The sequence below is a fragment of the Ketogulonicigenium vulgare WSH-001 genome, assembly GCF_000223375.1.
In the GTDB taxonomy this organism is placed as follows: Bacteria; Pseudomonadota; Alphaproteobacteria; order Rhodobacterales; family Rhodobacteraceae; genus Ketogulonicigenium; species Ketogulonicigenium vulgare.
The window spans coordinates 1,630,689-1,650,042 of sequence record NC_017384.1 but is presented as its reverse complement, the minus strand read 5'-3'; the positions used below and the strand labels follow the sequence as shown (position 1 = coordinate 1,650,042).

Genomic DNA, 19,354 nt, shown 5'->3' with positions numbered 1-19,354 from the left:
AGGGATCCGTGCGTAGGGAATGTGACATGAACGTAACAGAATTATGACAGTGCAGAAAGTTCCTTCACGCCGCGTGTGAACTGGCAGCATGGGGCAGCAGGAACGTGTGATCTGCGGTGGGGGCATGGTTCACCCGCAACGCGCAGCCATAGGCGCGGGACAGGTTTTCGCTGGTCATCACATCTTGCACCGCGCCCGCCGCCAGAATCGCGCCATCGCGCATCAGCACAACATGATCGGCATAAAGCGCAGTCAGGTTCAGGTCGTGCATGACCGCAACCACGCCGCCGCCCGCGCGTGCAAAGTCGCGCGTGATATCCATGACCAGCAGCTGATGGCCGATATCGAGGGCCGAGACCGGCTCGTCCAGAAACAGCCATGACGGTTTGCCATGGGCCATCGGCTCCCAGACCTGGCACAGGGTGCGGGCCAGATGGACGCGCGACTGCTCGCCCCCTGACATCTGTTGGTAATGCTGCTCGGCCTTATCTTGCAGCCCCACACGTTCCAGCGCGCGGCGCGCCAGCGTGCGGTCGGCGGCATGGACGCCGGCCTGCAGGCCAAGGCGCACGACCTCGATCGCGGTGAAGGGAAAGGCGAGGCTGGTGGCCTGCGGCATCACCGCACGCATCGCCGCCAGTTGCCACGGCTTTAACGCATTGATCGCGCGACCGTTGATTTCAACGCCGTCACCATTACCGATCTCGGCTGTCAGCGCTTTCAGCAAGGTGGTCTTGCCCGACCCGTTCGGCCCGACGATGGCGGTCAGGCGGCCCCCTGCGGCCGTGAAATCCACACCCTCGAGGATCTGTTTGCGCCCCAGTTTGACGCTGATCTGTCGTGCTGTCACAGTCATAGGTCGACCACTCCGCGTTGCCGCAGCAGCACCCACAAAAAGACGGGGCCACCCAAAACGGCTGTCACAATACCAAGAGGAAGTTCGGCAGGTGCGACGATGGTGCGGCTGATCATATCCGCAAGCAGCAGCACAATCGCGCCCAAAAGACCCGCGTTCACCAGCAAATGTCGGTGATCCGGCCCTGCGGCCAGACGCAGGAGGTGCGGGACGACGATGCCGATAAAGCCGATGCCGCCCGACACCGCCACCGCCGCGCCGGTTGCGCCCGCAACCGTCAGGATCGCGACGGATTTCATCTTTTGCACCGGAATGCCCATATGGGCCGCCGCCGCCTCGCCCAAAGCCAGCGCATTCAGCGACCGCGCCAGAAACGGCGCAACTGCCAGTGCGATGACGATCAAGGGCGCGGCGCTGAGGACCTTTGGCCAGTTCGCACCGGCCAGCGATCCCATGCCCCAGAACGTCAGATCGCGCAGCTGATTGTCATTGGCCCGATACACAAGGATGCCCGAGATCGCGCCCGTCAGCGCCCCCAGCGCAATTCCCGCCAGCAGCATCGTCGCAATCGAGGTGCGCCCCGAGCGCGTTGCAACCGCATAAAGCGCCATCGTCGCACCCCAGCCGCCGACAAAGGCCGCCGCCGGCACCAGCCAGCCGCCGACAAAAGCCAGCGCCGCCGCCGGAAGGAATCCGCCCAGCACAATCGCCGTAATCGCCCCAAGGCTGGCGCCTGCGCTAACCCCGACCAGACCAGGATCGGCCAGCGGGTTGCGGAACAGACCCTGCATGACCGCGCCCGAGACGGCAAGGCTTGCGCCCACCAGCACGCCCAGCACCATGCGCGGGATGCGCACTTGCAGCAGAACGATCTGGTCGATCAGCGCGATCTCTTCGCCGCGCCACAATTGGCCTAGAACCTTGGTCACCGACGTGCCGGATGCGCCGAACATCACCGATGCGCCGCAGGTCACAACCAGCGCGGCGATCAGCAGCAGGGTTAACCTGCGGGCGCGAACCTCGCGCGGGTCGGCGTTATCCACGCTGGCGGCATGTGATAGGGCGAAAGTCATGGGCTTAGTTTCCGGCGTAAAGCGCGTTATGCAACTCCAGCGCGGCGGCGCCGGTGCGGGGGCCAAAGCCCAGCAGATAGATGCCATCCATGCGGATCACGGCCTGATTTTGACCTGCGGGGGTCGAGGCCAGCACGGGCATCGCCCATAGCTCGTCATTCGCCGCATCCAGATTATGACCGCGGTCCATCATCAAGATGAAATCGGGGGCAGCGGCGGTGATCGCCTCGTCGGTCAGGGGCTTGTAACCCTCGACGCCCTGCACGGCATTGACCGCGCCCGCCAGTTCAATGATCGCATTGCCGCCGGTCTCGCTGCCTGCGGCCATCACGCGGCCACCATTGGTCGAGATGATGAACAGCACGCGCTTGCGCTGATCCTCGGGGATCTCTGCCGCTGCGGTGGCGGCGGTCTCCAGCTCCGCTGTCACAGTGGCCGCCAGCGCGGCGGCCTCGGCCGCATGGCCGGTGGCTTCGCCGATCAGGTTGATTTTCTCGACGATCTGGGCGGCATCCCAGCCCGCAGGCACCGTCACCCACGGGATCGAGGCGGCTTTCAGAACGTCGATCGTCTCGACCGGCCCCGCGTCAGGTTCGGCGATGATCATATCAGCATTCACCGACAGCACGCCTTCGGGCGACAGGGCGCGGACATAACCGACATCGGGCAGCGCCTCGGCAGCGGCGGGATAGGTCGAGGTCAGATCGCGCGCAATGACCTTATCCTCGGCACCGATGGCGAACAGGATTTCGGTGACGGACGAGCCCAGCGACAGGATGCGATCCTGCGCCTGAGCGCCCGTGGCCACCGCAATTGCGATGGCCGAGGTCAGCAAAAGGCGCCGCATTATGCGACCTCTTCGACTTGGGCCGAAGGCAGAGCCTCGACCAAGGCGTTCCACATCGGGCGATGTTCCATACCCGGCTTTTGCACGCCAAAGACCTGCAAGATGATGTCGCCTTCGGCGTCAAATGCCTCGATCGAAATCGCATCGCCGCGGCTGGTCGGTTTGGTCACAGCCCAAACTTCGGCGATTTTATCGGCGCGCAGGTGCAGGTTGAAACCGGGGTCCATGATGTTCTGCCACGGGCCCATCGGCATCAGCTTATAGATCGGGCCGGTGTGGATCTGGATCATGCCGCGGTTGCCGACAAAGATCATGATGCCGATCTCTTGTGCGACAACACCGTCCAGCATGGCTTGGAAAGCGGTCTTGTCCAGCAGGCGGGCATAGGGCGCACCGACCGTGTGGTAAGCACCCAGACGGTTCATGCCAAGGCCGCTGACCATACGCAGGAATTGGTGCGTGTCGGTCATCGCTTGCCAATCGGCGCGCAGGGCGTCGGCTTTGCTCGGGTCGGCTTTGGGGCCTTGGACGGCGGGACGGGCGGTGGTCTCGACCACATCCGACTGCTCGGGCAGGCGCAGCGCGTCTTTCACGGCCTCGAGCGCCTCTACGTTCGAGCCCTCGCGCAGGAAGATTTTGTGAACCGCATCGCCTGCGCTGTCAAAGACCTGAATACTGCGGCGGGTGCCGGTTTCGGTCTCTTTTTCCAGCACAAAGCCATGCACCCAATGTTTGGGGAAGGTGCGCAGATCAATGTTCGGGTTCAGCACGGAACCCGCATGGGGGTTCGCGTGATATTCCGAATAGGTGCCGACCTTTTCATGGACGCAAGCCTCGTTCCGGGTCAGGGCCATAACCTCGCCCAAAGCGGGGATCAGGGGCATCAGCTGATCAGGGTTTGCGGCAATGCGCGTGACGCCGTGACCCACATAGGCGGCGACCAGCGCGGCCTCGGAGACGCCAAGGCTTTCGGCCAGATCGCGGTCGCGCGCCTTGGGATTGTCAGCGCGGGCTTGACGGATTTCGGCCGGGGTCGGAATTTGGGCGTGGGTATCGGCTGCAGCCATGATGCACCTGTGGTTTGAAGCTGGCGTATCTGGCTGCGGCCCGCACGAGGGGAAATGCGGTAACGTGGCTGGTGATCACCGTTCCTCTTGAACGGCATTGTTGATTAATTTACTCGGAGATGCAGGTATAGGCAAGGCGGCTGCGCGCTGCGCGCGCCGATTGCTTTGGTCTCCACCGCCTATGAACAGGCTGCGAAACAGATTGTAAACTGGAATGCACATGATCCAAACGCGCATGATTTCTTCGCTGGCCGTAGGCCTTGCGCTTTTCGCAGCGGCTGCGCCGCTCGCCGCCCAGCAGGTCACCCCCGGCCGCCTAGCGGTCGAGGCGAACGCCAAAGAGGATGTAAACGGCGCCTGTCGCGTGTCGTTCGTCGTCGGCAACGGGTTGGAAGAAAACCTTTATAAGCTGAGTTTTGAGGCCGTCGTGATGGATACGGCAGGCGAGGCGGCGCAATTCACCTTGCTCGAGTTCACCGAAGTGCCCCAAGGCGCGGTGCGCGTGAAGCAGTTCGATCTGCGTGGGCGCGCCTGTGATGACGTTGGCCAAGTGATCGTGAACCGCACCCTGACCTGCGAGGCGGTCGGCCTTGACCCGCAGGCCTGCGCACAAAATCTTGATGTCGCCAGCCGCATCAGCACCCCCGATGTGACCGAAGGACAGATCAGTGTCGAGCTGAACCGTCTGGAATCGTTCGAGGGCAGCTGTCGTCTGACCTTTGTCACCCGCAACGGGTTATCACAGCCCCTGGGCGGCATGATGGCCGAAACCGCGCTGTTCGACACGAACGGCGGGCTGTCGCGTTTGACGGTGTTTGAACTCGGCGATGTCGCCGCAGGCCAGACCCGCGTGCGCCGCTATGAAGTGACGGGCAGTGCCTGTGACGGTTTGGGCAATGTGCTGGTGAACGATTGGCAAAGCTGCACCGTTGAGGGCACTGAGGCCGGCGCCTGCACCGCCGCGATCAATGTGACGTCCCGCACGGCAATCGGCCTGCTTCAATAAGCGCAGCCATTGACCTGAAAACGGCCGCTGCAGGGACAGCGGCCGTTTTGTATTTTACGAGACCATCATTTCCTTGGTCGCGGTCAGCGATACCTTTGGATAATCACGCGCCACGCGGTCGATGTCCCATTGCAGACGGGTCAGGAAGACCAGATCGCCATCGTTATCGGTGGCGATATGTTGTTTGTTGGCGCTGACAAAGGCCTCGACCGCATCCTTGTCACCCGACACCCAGCGCGCCGAGGTGAATTGCGAGCTCTCGAGCCGCACAGGCAGGCCGTATTCAACCTCGATCCGGCTGGCCAGCACCTCGAATTGCAACGCGCCGACGACACCGACGATAAAGCCCGAGCCAATGGACGGTTTGAACACTTTCGCCGCGCCTTCCTCGGCGAATTGCATCAGCGCCTTTTCCAGATGTTTGGCTTTCATCGGATCGCCCGCACGAATGTTTTGCAGCAGTTCGGGGGCAAAGCTGGGGATGCCGGTGAAATGCAGCATCTCGCCCTCGGTCAGCGCATCGCCGATGCGCAACTGGCCGTGGTTCGGGATGCCGATGATGTCACCGGCCCAAGCCTCTTCGGCCAATTCGCGGTCGGCCGCCAGAAACAGCACGGGGTTCGTCACGGCCATCGGCTTTTTTGAGCGTACATGGATCAGCTTCATGCCGCGTTCAAAATGGCCCGAGGCAAGGCGGATAAAGGCCACGCGGTCGCGGTGGCGGGCGTCCATATTCGCCTGCACTTTGAATACGAAACCGGCGACTTTGCCTTCGCCTGCAGGCACCATCCGCTCGGCCGCCTTTTGCGGCTGCGGCTCGGGGCCGAATTCGCCGATGCCGGTCATCAATTCTTTCACGCCGAACGAATTGATCGCCGAGCCGAACCAGATCGGCGTCATCGAGCCCTCGAGGAAGCGCTCGCGGTCAAAGGCGGGCATCAATTCGCGCGCCATTTCGATCTCTTCGCGCAGTTTTTTTAGCATATCTGTGGGGATATGTTCCGCGAGTTTCGGATCGTCCAACCCGCTGATCGAGACGGTTTCCGCGACGCGGTTACGGTCGGCGCGGTCCATCAGCTCTAGCCGGTCATGCAGCAGATCGTAACATCCCAGAAAGTCGCGGCCCGACCCGATGGGCCAGCTGGCGGGCGAGACATCGATGGCCAGGTTTTCCTGGATCTCGTCGATGATCTCGAACGTATCGCGGGCCTCGCGGTCCATCTTGTTACAAAAGGTCAGAATCGGCAGATCGCGCAGGCGGCAGACCTCGAACAGCTTGCGGGTCTGGCTTTCCACGCCTTTGGCGCCGTCGATCACCATCACAGCCGCATCCACCGCGGTCAGCGTGCGATAGGTATCCTCAGAAAAGTCGCTGTGGCCGGGGGTGTCGACAAGGTTGAAACGGAACTGACCAAAGTCGAACGACATGGCCGAGGCCGAGACCGAAATCCCGCGATCTTGTTCCATTTTCATAAAGTCCGACCGCGTGCGGCGCGCTTCGCCCTTGGCGCGCACCTGACCCGCCATCTGGATCGCACCCCCGAACAGCAGGAATTTTTCCGTCAATGTCGTTTTGCCCGCGTCAGGGTGCGCGATGATCGCGAAGGTGCGACGGCGGGCGATTTCAGCGGGGAGGGGCGAGGTCTGGTTTTGCATGGCGCGGCTATAGGCGATCCGCGCGTCTACGGCAAGAAATGCTAGCGCCAGTCGTTCTGGGCGACGGCAGGCAACGGCAGGCCTTGGGCCACGGGGGCGCTATTGGCTGTGTGGGGCGGCGGGGCCTCGATCATCAGGCAGTCGACGGCGACCCCGGCCACGGCAAGGCTGCGATGGCGATGCGGCAGGATCTGGACATAGTGCTGCACCATCGGCTCGATCTGGCGGATATTACTGCGGCCGATCATATCACGGATCAGTCGCCCACGGATGCGGTGACGCGGCCCAAGGATCAGATCGGATTGATTGCCCGCACTGCCCGCAGGCACCAGCACCGGCGCCATATCCCGCGCGGCCATCAGCTGCGAGCGGCCGATCCAGTTGACGGTGATCATATTGCCATCGCCCGACATCAGATGTTGTCCGACCTGCACGTCGCTTGCCGCAATGCGTGATCCATCTGCCAGCGTCAGCAGCGTATCATGCGTGAATTGCAGCATCGGCGTGCCAAACAGGCGATGGCGTGCGTTTCGCTGGGTGACTGCGGCCAAGCGATATTCAAAGCCACGATTCAAAGGCGATAGGGGCAGGGCATAGACCGCAATCGCGATGCCGCCCTTTTCCTCGACCAGCAGTAGCACTTCTGCCACGCGGCCATTGCGATCCAGCAGCAGCAACACACTATCGACATGCAGGCTATGGCCCGCTGTCCCGATGCTCGAGCCGGGCGCGATCATCAAGCGGCCGGTTTCTGCAACGGCAAAGCTGAGACGCGCGGGCGCTGCCTCGCGGTCAAGGGTGTAATAGTCGTCCGGCAATAGACCTGCTGCAAAGGTCAGGCTGTCGCCCAGCGCAACGCCATCCGTCACGGTCAGATCCACGCCGCGATAAACCATCAAAGACTGCGAAAAAAGGCCGCCCGACGTTGCTTCCATACCGCCCGTCACCCCAATCATTCCGGGGAATTCCCTAAATCTAATGCAAGCATGTTCTGTGACAGGTTATTCAGTCAAGTATTCGTTAATGGTTTGTTAATTAATGTGATGGGGTGCGCGGTATATTGCCTATAAATAACGTCCCGAGCGGTTTCTACTGCGGCGGCGGCGTGAAAAGCTGCGGCAGAACGTTAACACTATCAATGTGATCGGTGCGCAGTTGCTCCATCCCGCCGGTGGTCTCACACCAGCACTGCAATGACCAGATGCGTCCCCAATAGTCAATCCGCAGGGGTCTGACGATCCGCTCTGACGGCGGGGAAGCGCTGGCGCTGAGGCTAAGGCGCAGCTTTTGGCGGCGGGCAATCGCGCTGCGCAAAACGGGCAAAAAATGAAAGCCGCGCGCGGCTTCGGCGACAGCCGCGTTGACGCCGGGGCCGCTGAGGGCCCAGCGCCGATCTGCATCGCTGAGATCCGCAGACAGCGCCGCATCGACCTTATTCGACAGGCTTTGCGCGGCGGCGCGTAGGCCGATGTCATCGGCCTCGCCCAAAATGGAGAGGCCGATATGGAGGGCCTCGATCTCGTCTAGGCTAAGGTTCAGGGGGGGCAGCGTAATGGCGGCGGTAATGTGATAGCCCTGTCCGGGCGTGCCCGCGACCGGCAGGCCCGAATCGATCAGCGTTGCCATATCGCGATAGATTGTGCGGTCGCTGACGCCGGTTTGCGTCGCAATATCATGGGCAGACAGCAGGGCACCGCCAGGCGCGCTGCGCAGAATTTGCATGATCTGGAACAGGCGTTGATTGCGCGGTGATGGCATTTTAGCCTCTCGTTCTTGGCTACTGACATGTTTTTGTCGCGGATTTCGAAAAATGCAACCTTATTGCGCCACCCACCCCGTGGCACGCTTTGACTTCCGCCCATCCGCAGGCGCATCACAGGGCATGGATTTATTTCACCGGTGCCATGGGCGCATCGGTTGCTGCGGAGAGTGACATGTTTAACAATATCGGCCCGATGGGCATTCTGCTGATCGCTGTCGTTGTTCTGGTGCTGTTTGGCCGGGGCAAAATCTCGAACCTGATGGGTGAAGTCGGCAAGGGCATCACTGCGTTCAAACGCGGCGTGGATGACGGCAAAAAAGAGCTGGAAGTATCCGCAACCGAACTGCGCGATGTGACCCCGGCTGCGCCTGTCGCAACCCCGGTTGCCGAAGAAGCGCCCAAAGACCGCGTCTAATCAATTAGAAGAGCGGCGTAATTTCGAACGGGGCATAGCGCATGTTTGACTTAGGCATGGGAGAGATGGCGATTATCGGCATCGTCGCCCTGATCGTTGTGGGCCCAAAGGACCTGCCGATTTTGTTTCGCAACATTGGCAATTTCGTCGGCAAGGCGCAGGGTATGGCGCGTGAGTTTTCGCGCGCCATGAATGCCGCCGCCAACGATTCTGGCCTCAATGAGATTAACCAAACGCTGCGCTCTGCCGGTCAGTCGCTGAATACCGCGACCACCGCGGCCAAGAAACCGACGGCTTATGGCGCACAAAAGCTGCGTGAGGCCGCTGGCCTGACAGGCGCAACGCCCGAGGAAACCGCGGCAAAGGCTGCGGCGGATCAATCTTTGCGTGATACCGGTGCGGCGGCGATGACGCGCAATACCGAAACCGCCTCGCTTGCGGGTGTCGGGCGTCCCAACCTGGTGCCGACAGCGCCAGTTACTGCGCCCGTTGCTGCGCCAGTTACTCCACCCGTCACATCTGTTGAAACGGCCGCTGCATCCACACCAGTTGCCGAACCTGCCGCTGCGCCTGTAACGACGCCCGTATCCGCGCCGATATCTGCGCCCGAGAAATCGCAATGAGCAAAACCAACGAGATCGAAGACACTGCAGCCCCGCTGATCGAGCATCTGGCCGAACTGCGCAATCGCCTGATCTGGAGCGTGCTGGCCTTTGTCGTCGCGATGACGATTTGCTTTTTCTTTGCAACGCCCGTGTTCAACGTTTTGACCGGGCCGCTATGCGTGGAATTGGCAAAACGGGGCCAGGATTGCCAGCTGATCTTTATCAGCCCGCAAGAGGGCTTTTTTGTCGCTGTACGCATCTCGATGCTGGGCGGATTGATCCTGTCCTTTCCGGTGATCAGCTATCAACTTTGGCGGTTTGTCGCGCCGGGCCTGTATAAGCAGGAAAAAATGGCGTTTCTGCCGTTCCTGCTGGCCTCGCCCTTTATGTTCTTTTTGGGCGCGGCGTTCTCGTTCTTTATCGTCATGCCAATGGCTTACGCGTTCTTTCTGGGTTTCCAGCAGTTCGCGCCCGATGGCAGTGCGGTGGTCGATCCCAATATCGCGCCAATGGCCAGTGTGGTGTTTCAAGGCTCGGCACAAGAATACCTGTCCCTGACCATGGCGCTGATCGTGGCATTCGGCCTGTGTTTCCAACTGCCGGTGCTGCTGACCTTGCTGGGCCGGGTCGGAATCGTGACTGCGGCCGGCCTGAAATCGGTGCGTAAATATGCGATCGTTGGCATTTTGGTGCTGGCAGCGCTGGTGACGCCCCCCGATGTCATGAGCCAGATCATCCTGTTCGCCGCCGTCTACCCGCTTTATGAAATCTCGATCTTCCTCGTCCAACGCTATGAGAAAAAGCGCGAGGCCGAGCTGCGGGCCGAGGGCCTGTGGGTCGATGACGAAGAGTTGGACGATCAAGAACATGCAGTTGGCACGGATTTAGCAAAGAAACCATGAACGCACTTGACCGGATCGCCGCCGCGCTAGAACGCATGGCCCCCGCACCTGTTGCTGCGCCAGATTTTGGCGCGGCAGCTTTTGTCTGGCACACCAGCCCCGACCGCCTTGCCCCGGTGGATCATGTCAGCCGCGTTGATGTCGATCTGTTGGTCGGTATCAACCGTGCCCGCGATACGTTGCTGGCCAATACGTGCCAGTTCGCGGCGGGCCTGCCCGCGAATAACGTGCTGCTGTGGGGCGCGCGCGGCATGGGGAAATCCAGCCTTGTGAAAGCCGTGCATGGCGCTGTATCCGCCGATTTGCCCAGCCTGAAAATCGTCGAGGTGCAGCGTGAAGATTTGCCCTCGATCAGCCGCTGTCTGAATCTGCTGCGGGGCCGGCCCGAACGGTTCATCCTGTTCTGCGACGACTTGTCGTTCAGTCACGACGATCAGCATTACAAAGCGCTCAAGGCGATTTTGGATGGCGGGATCGAGGGGCGGCCCGAAAATGTTGTGCTTTATGCAACGTCGAACCGCCGCCACCTGATGCCGCGCGATATGATCGAGAACGAGCGTCAAGCCGCCGTCCACGAATCCGAAGCGATTGAGGAAAAGGTCTCGCTGTCAGACCGGTTCGGCCTGTGGTTGGGTTTTCATGCGGCGGATCAGGATGAATATCTGCAGATGATTCGCGGCTATTGCGATGCCTATGGGATTGAGATCGACGACGCCACTTTGCGTGCAGAGGCGATTGAATGGCAGGCGACGCGTGGCAGCCGTTCGGGCCGTGTGGCGTGGCAATATTTCACCGATCTTGCTGGACGGCGCGGCGTAACGATCTGATTTTGGGCCGTTTCGCCCCAGTTGCGATTGATAATCATTATTAAGTCATTGTTTTTGCTTGACTATTTTTGGTGCGGGTCATAAATCGCCCGCATCGGGGAGTAGCGACCGCATCATCTGATGTGGGGGCATGTCAACATATTCGCGCGGGAGACGCGCGTGGCATGTCCGGCAATGAGGCTTTGCGAGACCGTGGCGAAGGGACCCTGCGGGCGGGGTCCGTCTATCGCCCGGATCTGCCCTTATGGAATTTCAAATGACACCTGTAGCTGTCGGCGTTTTGGCCGTCTCGATGTCCGTTGATGCCTTTGTCGCTTCGGTCGGAAAAGGGGCGGGGGCGCAAAGGGTCAAGTTCGGCACCGCGCTGCGGACGGGCCTGATCTTTGGCGTGGTTGAAATGATCACCCCCCTGATCGGTTGGGCTTTGGGCATTGCGGCCAGCCAATATATCGACGCGGTGGATCACTGGGTGGCCTTTGCCCTGCTGGCCGCGGTGGGCGCGCATATGAAGTGGCAGGCCTTGCAGCATCAGCCTGATGCCCCGCGCGGCGATACAACGCTATGGGCAACGGTTCTGACGGCCATTGGCACCTCGATCGACGCGATGGCCATCGGCGTATCGCTGGCATTCCTAGAGGTGAATATTCTGTTGATCGCATTGGCGATCGGAACAGCAACCATGCTGATGAGCACGGGCGGTATGCTGGCTGGCCGTCTGCTGGGCCAGCGGTTTGGCCGCGTGGCCGAGGCCTTGGGCGGGATTGCCCTGATCGGCCTCGGTAGCCTGATTCTATTCGAACATCTGACGGCAGCGGCGGGTTAACCCCGCCGCCTTGGGGTTAGCCCCAGATGGCGACAAATTCGCGCCATTCGCCCTTGCTCATGCCAGAGGTCTCTTGCGTGACCGCTTCGCCCGCAAGACGGCGCTTGATGACATCAACCGCCTGCGTCGACATCGACACTGCGCCCAGGCGGTAATCCTCGAACGCCTTATAGGCGAAGGGCACCCAGTCTTTCACGATCTCGCACAGGGCATCGGCATAGACGCGGATTTCGTATTGCGCATGGGCATCGGCGCGCAGGCGCAGGAAATGCAGCAGGTTGTGCAGATCCACCTTCCAATACCATTGGGTATAGATATTGGCGGGCAGGTTCATGCGGGCAAGTTCGCGCGCAAGGCCCTGCTGACCTTCTTGGCTGATCATTGCCTCGTAATGGTCATAGGCGCGACCTGCGTCATCCTTTAGCCACGCGAGTACGCGGGCGGCTTCTTCGCCCGACAAAGCCTCGCCGCGGCCTTGGTTGTTGACGACCGATTGCGCGGCCAGATGCTCGGCCGAGGGGATGTAGAATTCGCGGTCCAGAATCGAATAGCGACCCGAATATTCATTCACATTCGCTGTGCGGTGACGGATCCATTGGCGGGCCACAAATACCGGCAGTTTCACGTGCAGCTTAACCTCGCACATCTCGAACGGGGTCGAGTGCCAGTGCCGCATCAGGTAACGGATTAGCCCTTCGTCATTGCTGACCGATTTGGTGCCGCGCCCATAGGAGACGCGCGCGGCCTGCACGATGGCGCTGTCATCGCCCATATAATCGACAACACGGACAAAACCGTGGTCCAGCACCTGATGCGCTTTGTAAAGATGCGCCTCCATGCCGGGGCTGACTGCGCGCAACGTGGTCGCGCTTTGGCCGCGCTGGGCCTCGATCTCTTGGTGTTGCTCGGGGCTCAGGGGCATTGTCTTCTCCGGCTGGTTCGCCTTCGCAATACGGCGGGCGCGTTTATTTTGCCAGCCTCTTGTGGACCTCATCCAGATCGATTTCGGCGATGGGATTCTTGTTTGCCGGATTTTCGAAGTCGTATTTGAACAGGCGGAAGTCACGTTTGTACATGTCGAAAACGAGATGCATCGACAGGTCGTCAAAGTAGTCCTCGACCGGATGCAGACGCTTGGGGCCATGGCCCTCGCTTTCGTTAAAACGCGGAATTTCCTTGATATCTACCGGCTGCGGCGTCTTGGTGCTGCGCAGCACATCGGCCATGCCCTCGTTGAACTTTTCGGTCCAGAAGATCTTGTCATAGCGTCCGCCATTGGCGATGAAGGTCGAGATATGCCCCGACATGGCGGACCAGTGAATATCGGGCTCCATCGGTTTGCGGAAGCGGATCGAATCGCGCGCGAACAGCAAAAAGCGGCGGAAGCTTTTGATCTGGTCGAATTCGAAATTGTCCTCGGGCGAGCCAACCTCGATCCCGTATTTCTGGATCAGGGCGGGCACCAGATTGCCACGATACCGGCGCCCGTTGCGCTGGATGCCAGCGATCTTGTCAAAAAACGACGACAGGATCCGCGTATAGGGGTTGCGTACACAGGTGAAGACATAGGTCTGGTGGTCGCTGACCGCCTTTGAGATCAGGTCTTGGCTTTCGGGCCGGTTCCATTTGTGCAGCCCTTGTCCGGCATCATGGATGTCCCCATCAAAGAAGCGCCCATGATCCGAGTAATACATGATCTGACCGATGGTCGAGCAGGCGCATTTTGGCACAACACGATAGATCATGCTTTCGCTTTCGGTCATCCAAGTGCCGGGAAAACTCATTTGTCGTGTCTCTCCATAGAGTTGCGCTGCTTTTTGAACCAACTGTTAGCCAATCTTTAGAAGAGACTGGCGTAGGCATGCAAACAAGAATTAGTATTGCAGTACATAGTAAATATTTAATCTGGCTGGCATGCTTGGCCACAGTTACGCAAGTTGTGCGCATATGACAAAGATAGCCTTCATTCTGCTGTGCCATAAAGATCCGAAAGCGATCATCAATCAAGCGGTTCAATTAACCAGCGGGGGGGATTGCGTTGCGATTCACTTCGACGGGCGGGCCTCTGGCGAGGATTTTGATGAAATTCAGCGCGGTTTGTCCGCGAACCCTGGGGTAACCTTTGCCCGCAGACGCCTGAAATGCGGGTGGGGCGAGTGGTCCTTGGTCGAGGCGACGATCGAGGCCATCCGTGCCGCCGAAAAGGCTTTTCCCGACGCCACCCATTTTTACATGGTGTCGGGCGATTGTATGGCGGTCAAGTCGGCCATCTATACGCATAAATTTTTGGCAGCCGAGAACGTAGACTACATCGAGTGTTTCGATTTCTTTGAAAGTGACTGGATCAAGACAGGATTCAAGGAAGAACGGCTGATCTATCGCCACATCTTTAACGAACGTACGAATCGCAAACTGTTCTACTGGAGCTTTGATCTGCAGCGCAAATTCCGCCTGACGCGTGACGTGCCGCATGATCTGCAGGTGATGATCGGCTCGCAATGGTGGTGCCTGCGCCGCTCGACCATTACAGCCATATTGAAATTCATCGACAAGCGCCCCGATGTGATGCGATTCTTTCGCACCACCTGGATTCCGGACGAGACGTTTTTCCAAACCTTGGTACCGCATCTGGTGCCTGAAAAAGAGATCCGCCGTCGCACGCTGACCTTTTTGATGTTCTCGGAATACGGGATGCCAGTAGTGTTCTATAACGACCATTACGACCTGCTGGTCTCGCAAGACTACCTGTTCGCGCGCAAAATATCGCCCGAGGCCAAGGATCTGCGGTTGCGGCTTGGCCAGCTTTACGGCTCGGAACGTGATGATTTCAAAATCTCGAACGAGGGTCGTAACCTCTTCAAGTTTCAGACCAATCGTGGACGCACCGGACAAAGATTCTCACCGCGATTCTGGGAGGAGATCACCTCAGTTGGACGCGGGCGCGAGATCTTGGTCGTCGTGTGCAAGAAATGGCACGTCGCAAAGCGCCTCGTGCAAGAGGCATCGCGTCTCACCGGGCTGCCGTCGCTGGAATATATGTTTAACGAAGATCGCGCCCCTGTGCCGGATTTGGGCGGTATCCAGACCACTGTTGAAAAACGCACCCGCCACCGCCGCGCTTTGCTGCGCATGTTGTTCGAATATTTCGATTCGGATCGGATGATCGTCTGCCTTGACCCCTCTAACGTCGAGCTGATGAGCGATTTTGACGCGGATCGCAGCACGATGCGGGTTTTGGAAATCGAATGCGAAATGTCGGACGATTTCCTGCGCGGCCATGCGACGCGGGTGGGGCTGGCGTCGGATCATTCCTCTGGCGACTTGCTCGAACGGCTGTTGCCTGCCGTACGTGCCGATTTGCGACTGGAAAGTGACCGTTTGCGCGACATGGGATTTGAACATTTTCATCGCATCCGCGAAAATGGTCATGAGGGCGAGAATATTGCCGCGTTGGTCGAGTTCTTTGGTATCAAGCCTGATCTTGCAGCGTCGATTAATAATTCGTCCAGTATCTTCGCCGATTAACGGAGTTTGCCGCGCGTGACCACGACCTATGATCCGAACAATATTTTCGCCCGTATCCTGCGCGGTGAAATCCCGAATAATACTGTGCTGGAAACGGACCACGCGCTGGCCTTTCGCGACATTCACCCACAGGCGCCGACCCATGTGTTGCTGATCCCAAAGGGGCCCTATGTTGATTTCGGCCATTTCGTGGCCGAGGCCTCGGCCGCCGAGCAGGCGGGTTTCAACGCCGCGCTGGATGCGGTGCTGAAGGCGCTGGAGCTGCCCGCCGGTTTCCGTGTCATCGCCAATGCCGGACCGGATTCGAACCAGGAAGTGCCGCATTTCCACCTGCATATTCTGGGTGGCCGTAACCTTGGGCCGCTGCTGCCCGCCTGAAAGGGGATGACGATGAATAGCCTGACCCAAATGCAAGCCCGCGCGCTGACCCGTCCCGCGCCCGTGACGCGCGAGGTTGCCACCACGCGCATCGCCTGTGATGGGCTTACGGAAAATGCCGCGCTTGGCCATCCGCGCGTCTGGCTGACCATTCCGGCGGATAGCGATTTCATCGATTGCCCCTATTGCGACGCGCGTTATATCCGCGCGCCGGGCGCCGCCGAGGGCCACTAGCCGCTCTGGCCAGCGGGGCCGGTTTCTGTCAAAGCTTTTGGACGTTATTTCGGGACAGGAGCGCAGCATGACCGGTAAAGAGACCGCCCCCTTTGGCAAGGGCAGCCATCTGCATCTGATCGATGGCTCGGCCTATATTTTCCGGGCCTATCACGCGCTGCCGCCGCTGACGCGTAAATCCGACGGCCTGCCCATCGGCGCTGTTGCGGGCTTTTGCGCCATGCTGCAGCGCTATGTCGAAAACAATAACGGCCCCGAGGCGGCGACCCATATTGCGGTGATTTTCGACAAGGGCTCGATCACCTTCCGCAACGATATCTATCCCGAATATAAAGCGCACCGCCCGCCACTGCCCGAGGATCTGCGCCCGCAATTCCCGCTGACCCGCGCCGCAACCGCCGCCTTTAACATCGCCTATAAAGAGATCGAAGGGTTCGAGGCCGACGACATTATCGCCACCCTCGCGCGCGAAGCGGCCGAGGCGGGCGGGCGCGTTACCGTCATTTCATCCGATAAAGACCTGATGCAATTGGTCGGCCCCGCCGTTTGCATGTTCGATCCGATGAAGAACAAGCTGATCGACGCCGACGGTGTGATTGAAAAATTCGGCGTCGCGCCGGACCGTGTGGTCGATGTGCAGGCCTTGGCGGGGGATTCGGTTGATAACGTGCCCGGTGCGCCTGGGATCGGGATCAAGACCGCCGCGCAACTGATCGGTGAATATGGCGATCTGGATAATCTGCTGGCCAATGCCGCACAGATCAAGCAGCCGAAACGCCGAGAAACGTTGATCAATTTTGCCGACCAGATCCGCGTCTCGCGCCGCCTTGTGCAACTGGATGCGCAGGTGCCGCTGGATTTCACGCTGGCCGATCTGGTTCTGCGCGCGCCCGAACCCGAGGTGCTGCTGGGCTTTCTGACCGAGATGGAATTCCGCAATATCTCAAAACGCGTCGCCGATAAGATGGGTGTCGATGCGCCGATGATCGCCGCCGCGACCGCCAAGGGCATTGCCGAAAAATCCGCACCGAAAACTGTCGCGCCGCCGCCGCCCGATGCGCCGATTGACCATGCGGCCTATGTGAATATCAACACGCCCGAGATGCTGGCCGATTGGATTGATGCAATCCGCGCGCAGGGCTATGTCGCCTTTGACACCGAAACCACCAGTTTGGACGAGATGCAGGCCGAGCTTGTCGGCGTCTCGCTGGCGCTGGTGCCGGGGCGTGCGGCCTATATCCCATTGGGCCATCGCATGGCGGCGGGGGACGACCTGTTCGCCGACAATCGCCTGACCGAAGGGCAGTTGCCGCTAGAGGTTGTGCTGAACGCTCTGCGCCCGGTGCTCGAGGACCCGGCGGTGCTGAAGATCGGCCAGAACATCAAATATGATGTCAAGATTATGGCGCGCTATGGCGTCCATCTGGCGCCGGTCGATGATACGATGCTGCTCAGCTACGCGCTGCATGCAGGCCTGCACAATCACGGCATGGACGAGCTGTCCGAACGCTATCTGAACCATCGCCCCATCCCGATCAAAGAGTTGATCGGCTCGGGCAAATCCGCCGTCACCTTTGATCATGTGCCGGTCGAAAAAGCCGTGGCCTATGCCGCCGAGGATGCGGATATCACGCTGCGCCTGTGGCAGCATTTCAAGCCGCAATTGCCGCAATCCCGTGTCACCACTGTGTACGAGACGCTGGAGCGCCCGCTGATTCCCGTGCTGACGCGCATGGAAATGGCGGGGGTGCAGGTGGATCGCGATACGCTCTCGCGCATGTCGAACGCCTTCGCGCAAAAGATGGTGCAGCTGGAAGAGGAAATCCACGCTGCCGCTGGCCGTAGCTTTAACGTCGGATCACCCAAACAACTGGGCGAGATTCTGTTTGATGAGATGGGCTTTCAGGGCGGCGTGAAAGGTAAAAACGGCGCATGGGGCACCGGTGCCGATGTGCTGGAGGATCTGGCGACCGAGCATGCTTTGCCAGGCCTGATCCTGGATTGGCGGCAAGTGGCCAAGCTGAAATCGACCTATACCGACGCGCTGCAAGACCATATCAACCCAGATAGCGGTCGCGTGCATACGTCCTATTCGATTGCGGGCGCGAATACGGGGCGCCTCGCCTCGACCGATCCGAACCTGCAGAACATCCCTGTCCGCACCGAGGAAGGCCGCCGTATCCGCGGTGCCTTTGTCGCGCCTGCGGGTAAGGTGCTGGTCTCGCTGGACTATAGCCAGATCGAGCTGCGCATTCTGGCCCAGATCGCTCAGATTGACGCGCTGAAAGAGGCGTTCCAGCAGGGCCTCGACATTCACGCCGCCACTGCGTCCGAGATGTTCAACGTGCCGCTGGATCAAATGACGCCCGAGATCCGCCGTCAGGCCAAGGCGATCAACTTTGGCGTCATCTATGGCATTTCGGCCTTTGGCCTTGCGCGCAATCTGCGCATTCCGCGCGATCGGGCGCAGGGCTTTATCGATCGCTATTTCGAGCGTTTCCCCGGCATTCGCGCCTATATGGACCAGACCATCGCCTTTGCGAAGGAAAACGGCCATGTGCGCACGCTGTTCGGTCGCCGCATCAACACGCCCGAGATCAATGCCAAGGGCCCCCATGCGGGCTTTGCGCGCCGCGCCGCAATCAACGCCCCGATCCAAGGGACGGCGGCGGATATCATTCGCCGCGCGATGATCCAAATGGACCCCGCCATCGCGCATTTGCCCGCGCGGATGCTGTTGCAGGTGCATGACGAGCTGCTGTTCGAGGTCGAGGAGAACGCTGCGGACGAGCTGACCGCCATCGCCAAGCGCATTATGGAAGGCGCGGCAGATCCTGCTGTGCATCTGGATATCAAACTGGTGGTCGACGCCGGACGCGGCCAAAACTGGGCCGAGGCGCATTGATGATCACCTATCGCGACGCCATTCCAACCGATGCCGCAGGCATGTCCCGCGTGTTGCAGGACATTATCACCCTGACGGGCCGCCAGCGCGCCAGCGATGAGGCCTTTTGCCTGCGCAGCTATATTGAGAACCCCGCCAATGTGAAATGCACGGTGGCGGTGGACGAAGCGGGGCAGGTTATGGGTTTTCAATCCCTGACAATCGCGGGGCCGGATAATGCCTATGGCACGCCCGAGGGCTGGGGCTCTATCGGCACCCATGTCAGCCCGGCGGCGCATGGCAGGGGCATCGGGCGGACGCTGTTCCAGCATACACGTGCGGCAGCCGAGGGCGCGGGCGTTGAGCAGATCGATGCCTCGATCGGGGCGGATAATCCCGAGGGGCAGGGCTATTACGGGGCCATCGGCTTTGCCACGTGGCGCGAAGCGAACGGGCGCGTGCAGAAAGTCTTTCGTATCGCAAAATGAAAAACG

Annotated in this window: 20 protein-coding genes and 1 riboswitch; of the genes, 11 read left to right on the top strand and 9 right to left on the bottom strand. The window is 60.1% G+C overall.

Annotation, left to right across the window (positions count from 1 at the left end):
* Positions 1 to 64 precede the first annotated feature (64 nt).
* Genes KVU_RS08000 through KVU_RS07985 form a run of 4 tightly spaced genes read right to left on the bottom strand, consistent with a single transcriptional unit; the run spans position 65 to position 3,843 of the window.
* Positions 65 to 856 (bottom strand): heme ABC transporter ATP-binding protein, encoded by a 792-nt coding sequence (locus KVU_RS08000; protein WP_013383002.1) that lies wholly within the window; start codon positions 854 to 856, stop codon positions 65 to 67.
* Complete coding sequence (locus tag KVU_RS07995) at positions 853 to 1,929, bottom strand: FecCD family ABC transporter permease (protein WP_060486269.1); 1,077 nt, start codon at positions 1,927 to 1,929, stop codon at positions 853 to 855. Before KVU_RS07995 ends, KVU_RS08000 begins: the two co-directional genes overlap by 4 nt.
* Positions 1,930 to 1,933: 4 nt before the next feature.
* Positions 1,934 to 2,776: a heme/hemin ABC transporter substrate-binding protein gene (locus KVU_RS07990; protein ID WP_060486268.1), complete on the bottom strand. Its 843-nt coding sequence runs from the start codon at positions 2,774 to 2,776 to the stop codon at positions 1,934 to 1,936.
* Positions 2,776 to 3,843, bottom strand: coding sequence for a hemin-degrading factor (locus KVU_RS07985; protein ID WP_013383006.1), 1,068 nt, complete (start codon positions 3,841 to 3,843; stop codon positions 2,776 to 2,778). The genes KVU_RS07990 and KVU_RS07985 overlap by 1 nt, the downstream gene beginning before the upstream one ends.
* 220 nt (positions 3,844 to 4,063) lie before the next feature.
* Here KVU_RS07985 and KVU_RS07980 point away from each other — a divergent pair, with 220 nt between their 5' ends.
* Positions 4,064 to 4,849, top strand: coding sequence for a hypothetical protein (locus KVU_RS07980; protein WP_013383007.1), 786 nt, complete (start codon positions 4,064 to 4,066; stop codon positions 4,847 to 4,849).
* A gap of 54 nt (positions 4,850 to 4,903) precedes the next feature.
* On the opposite strand, the gene KVU_RS07975 is transcribed toward KVU_RS07980, so the two are convergent.
* The 3 genes from KVU_RS07975 to KVU_RS07965 form a co-directional block, all read right to left on the bottom strand.
* On the bottom strand, positions 4,904 to 6,505 hold the full coding sequence (locus tag KVU_RS07975; RefSeq protein WP_013383008.1) for a peptide chain release factor 3: 1,602 nt from the start codon (positions 6,503 to 6,505) through the stop codon (positions 4,904 to 4,906).
* A 41-nt stretch (positions 6,506 to 6,546) separates the two neighbouring features.
* Entirely contained in the window at positions 6,547 to 7,401 is an 855-nt protein-coding gene (locus tag KVU_RS07970; RefSeq protein ID WP_236953073.1) for a Hint domain-containing protein, read from the bottom strand.
* A gap of 193 nt (positions 7,402 to 7,594) precedes the next feature.
* Positions 7,595 to 8,263, bottom strand: a complete 669-nt coding sequence (locus KVU_RS07965; RefSeq protein WP_013383010.1) for a helix-turn-helix transcriptional regulator — start codon at positions 8,261 to 8,263, stop codon at positions 7,595 to 7,597.
* Between the two features lie 176 nt (positions 8,264 to 8,439).
* Between KVU_RS07965 and KVU_RS07960 the strand changes: the two genes are divergently transcribed.
* The 5 genes from KVU_RS07960 (at position 8,440) to KVU_RS07940 (ending at position 11,839) form a co-directional block, all read left to right on the top strand.
* Positions 8,440 to 8,682, top strand: a complete 243-nt coding sequence (locus KVU_RS07960) for a twin-arginine translocase TatA/TatE family subunit (protein WP_013383011.1) — start codon at positions 8,440 to 8,442, stop codon at positions 8,680 to 8,682.
* A gap of 41 nt (positions 8,683 to 8,723) precedes the next feature.
* Positions 8,724 to 9,305: a twin-arginine translocase TatA/TatE family subunit gene (locus tag KVU_RS16180; RefSeq protein ID WP_014537865.1), complete on the top strand. Its 582-nt coding sequence runs from the start codon at positions 8,724 to 8,726 to the stop codon at positions 9,303 to 9,305.
* A complete protein-coding gene (tatC, locus tag KVU_RS07950; protein WP_013383013.1) occupies positions 9,302 to 10,189 on the top strand; it encodes a twin-arginine translocase subunit TatC in 888 nt (295 codons plus the stop codon). Before KVU_RS16180 ends, tatC begins: the two co-directional genes overlap by 4 nt.
* The gene (locus tag KVU_RS07945) at positions 10,186 to 11,016 is read left to right on the top strand and encodes an ATP-binding protein (RefSeq protein WP_013383014.1); all 831 of its coding nucleotides are present in this window, start codon (positions 10,186 to 10,188) and stop codon (positions 11,014 to 11,016) included. The genes tatC and KVU_RS07945 overlap by 4 nt, the downstream gene beginning before the upstream one ends.
* Positions 11,017 to 11,100: 84 nt before the next feature.
* Positions 11,101 to 11,248, top strand: a riboswitch (yybP-ykoY riboswitch).
* 24 nt (positions 11,249 to 11,272) lie between these two features.
* Positions 11,273 to 11,839 (top strand): manganese efflux pump MntP, encoded by a 567-nt coding sequence (locus KVU_RS07940; protein WP_148225651.1) that lies wholly within the window; start codon positions 11,273 to 11,275, stop codon positions 11,837 to 11,839.
* 16 nt (positions 11,840 to 11,855) lie between these two features.
* Here the strand turns inward: KVU_RS07940 and thyX are convergent, their stop codons facing one another.
* Positions 11,856 to 12,761, bottom strand: a complete 906-nt coding sequence (gene thyX, locus KVU_RS07935; protein ID WP_013383016.1) for an FAD-dependent thymidylate synthase — start codon at positions 12,759 to 12,761, stop codon at positions 11,856 to 11,858.
* A gap of 43 nt (positions 12,762 to 12,804) precedes the next feature.
* Positions 12,805 to 13,623 (bottom strand): sulfotransferase family protein, encoded by an 819-nt coding sequence (locus KVU_RS07930; RefSeq protein WP_013383017.1) that lies wholly within the window; start codon positions 13,621 to 13,623, stop codon positions 12,805 to 12,807.
* 163 nt (positions 13,624 to 13,786) lie between these two features.
* Between KVU_RS07930 and KVU_RS07925 the strand changes: the two genes are divergently transcribed.
* From KVU_RS07925 to KVU_RS07905, 5 genes are all read left to right on the top strand, one after another.
* Positions 13,787 to 15,364: a DUF5928 domain-containing protein gene (locus KVU_RS07925; protein WP_014537864.1), complete on the top strand. Its 1,578-nt coding sequence runs from the start codon at positions 13,787 to 13,789 to the stop codon at positions 15,362 to 15,364.
* A 15-nt stretch (positions 15,365 to 15,379) separates the two neighbouring features.
* Positions 15,380 to 15,742 carry an HIT domain-containing protein gene (locus KVU_RS07920; protein ID WP_013383019.1) on the top strand — a complete coding sequence of 121 codons (363 nt, stop codon included), beginning with the start codon at positions 15,380 to 15,382 and terminating at the stop codon, positions 15,740 to 15,742.
* Positions 15,743 to 15,754: 12 nt separating this feature from the next.
* Positions 15,755 to 15,976, top strand: coding sequence for a zinc-finger domain-containing protein (locus KVU_RS07915; RefSeq protein ID WP_013383020.1), 222 nt, complete (start codon positions 15,755 to 15,757; stop codon positions 15,974 to 15,976).
* Between the two features lie 67 nt (positions 15,977 to 16,043).
* The gene (gene polA / locus KVU_RS07910; protein WP_014537863.1) at positions 16,044 to 18,881 is read left to right on the top strand and encodes a DNA polymerase I; all 2,838 of its coding nucleotides are present in this window, start codon (positions 16,044 to 16,046) and stop codon (positions 18,879 to 18,881) included.
* Positions 18,881 to 19,348 carry a GNAT family N-acetyltransferase gene (locus tag KVU_RS07905; RefSeq protein ID WP_013383023.1) on the top strand — a complete coding sequence of 156 codons (468 nt, stop codon included), beginning with the start codon at positions 18,881 to 18,883 and terminating at the stop codon, positions 19,346 to 19,348. The genes polA and KVU_RS07905 overlap by 1 nt, the downstream gene beginning before the upstream one ends.
* The last annotated feature ends 6 nt before the right edge of the window (positions 19,349 to 19,354 follow it).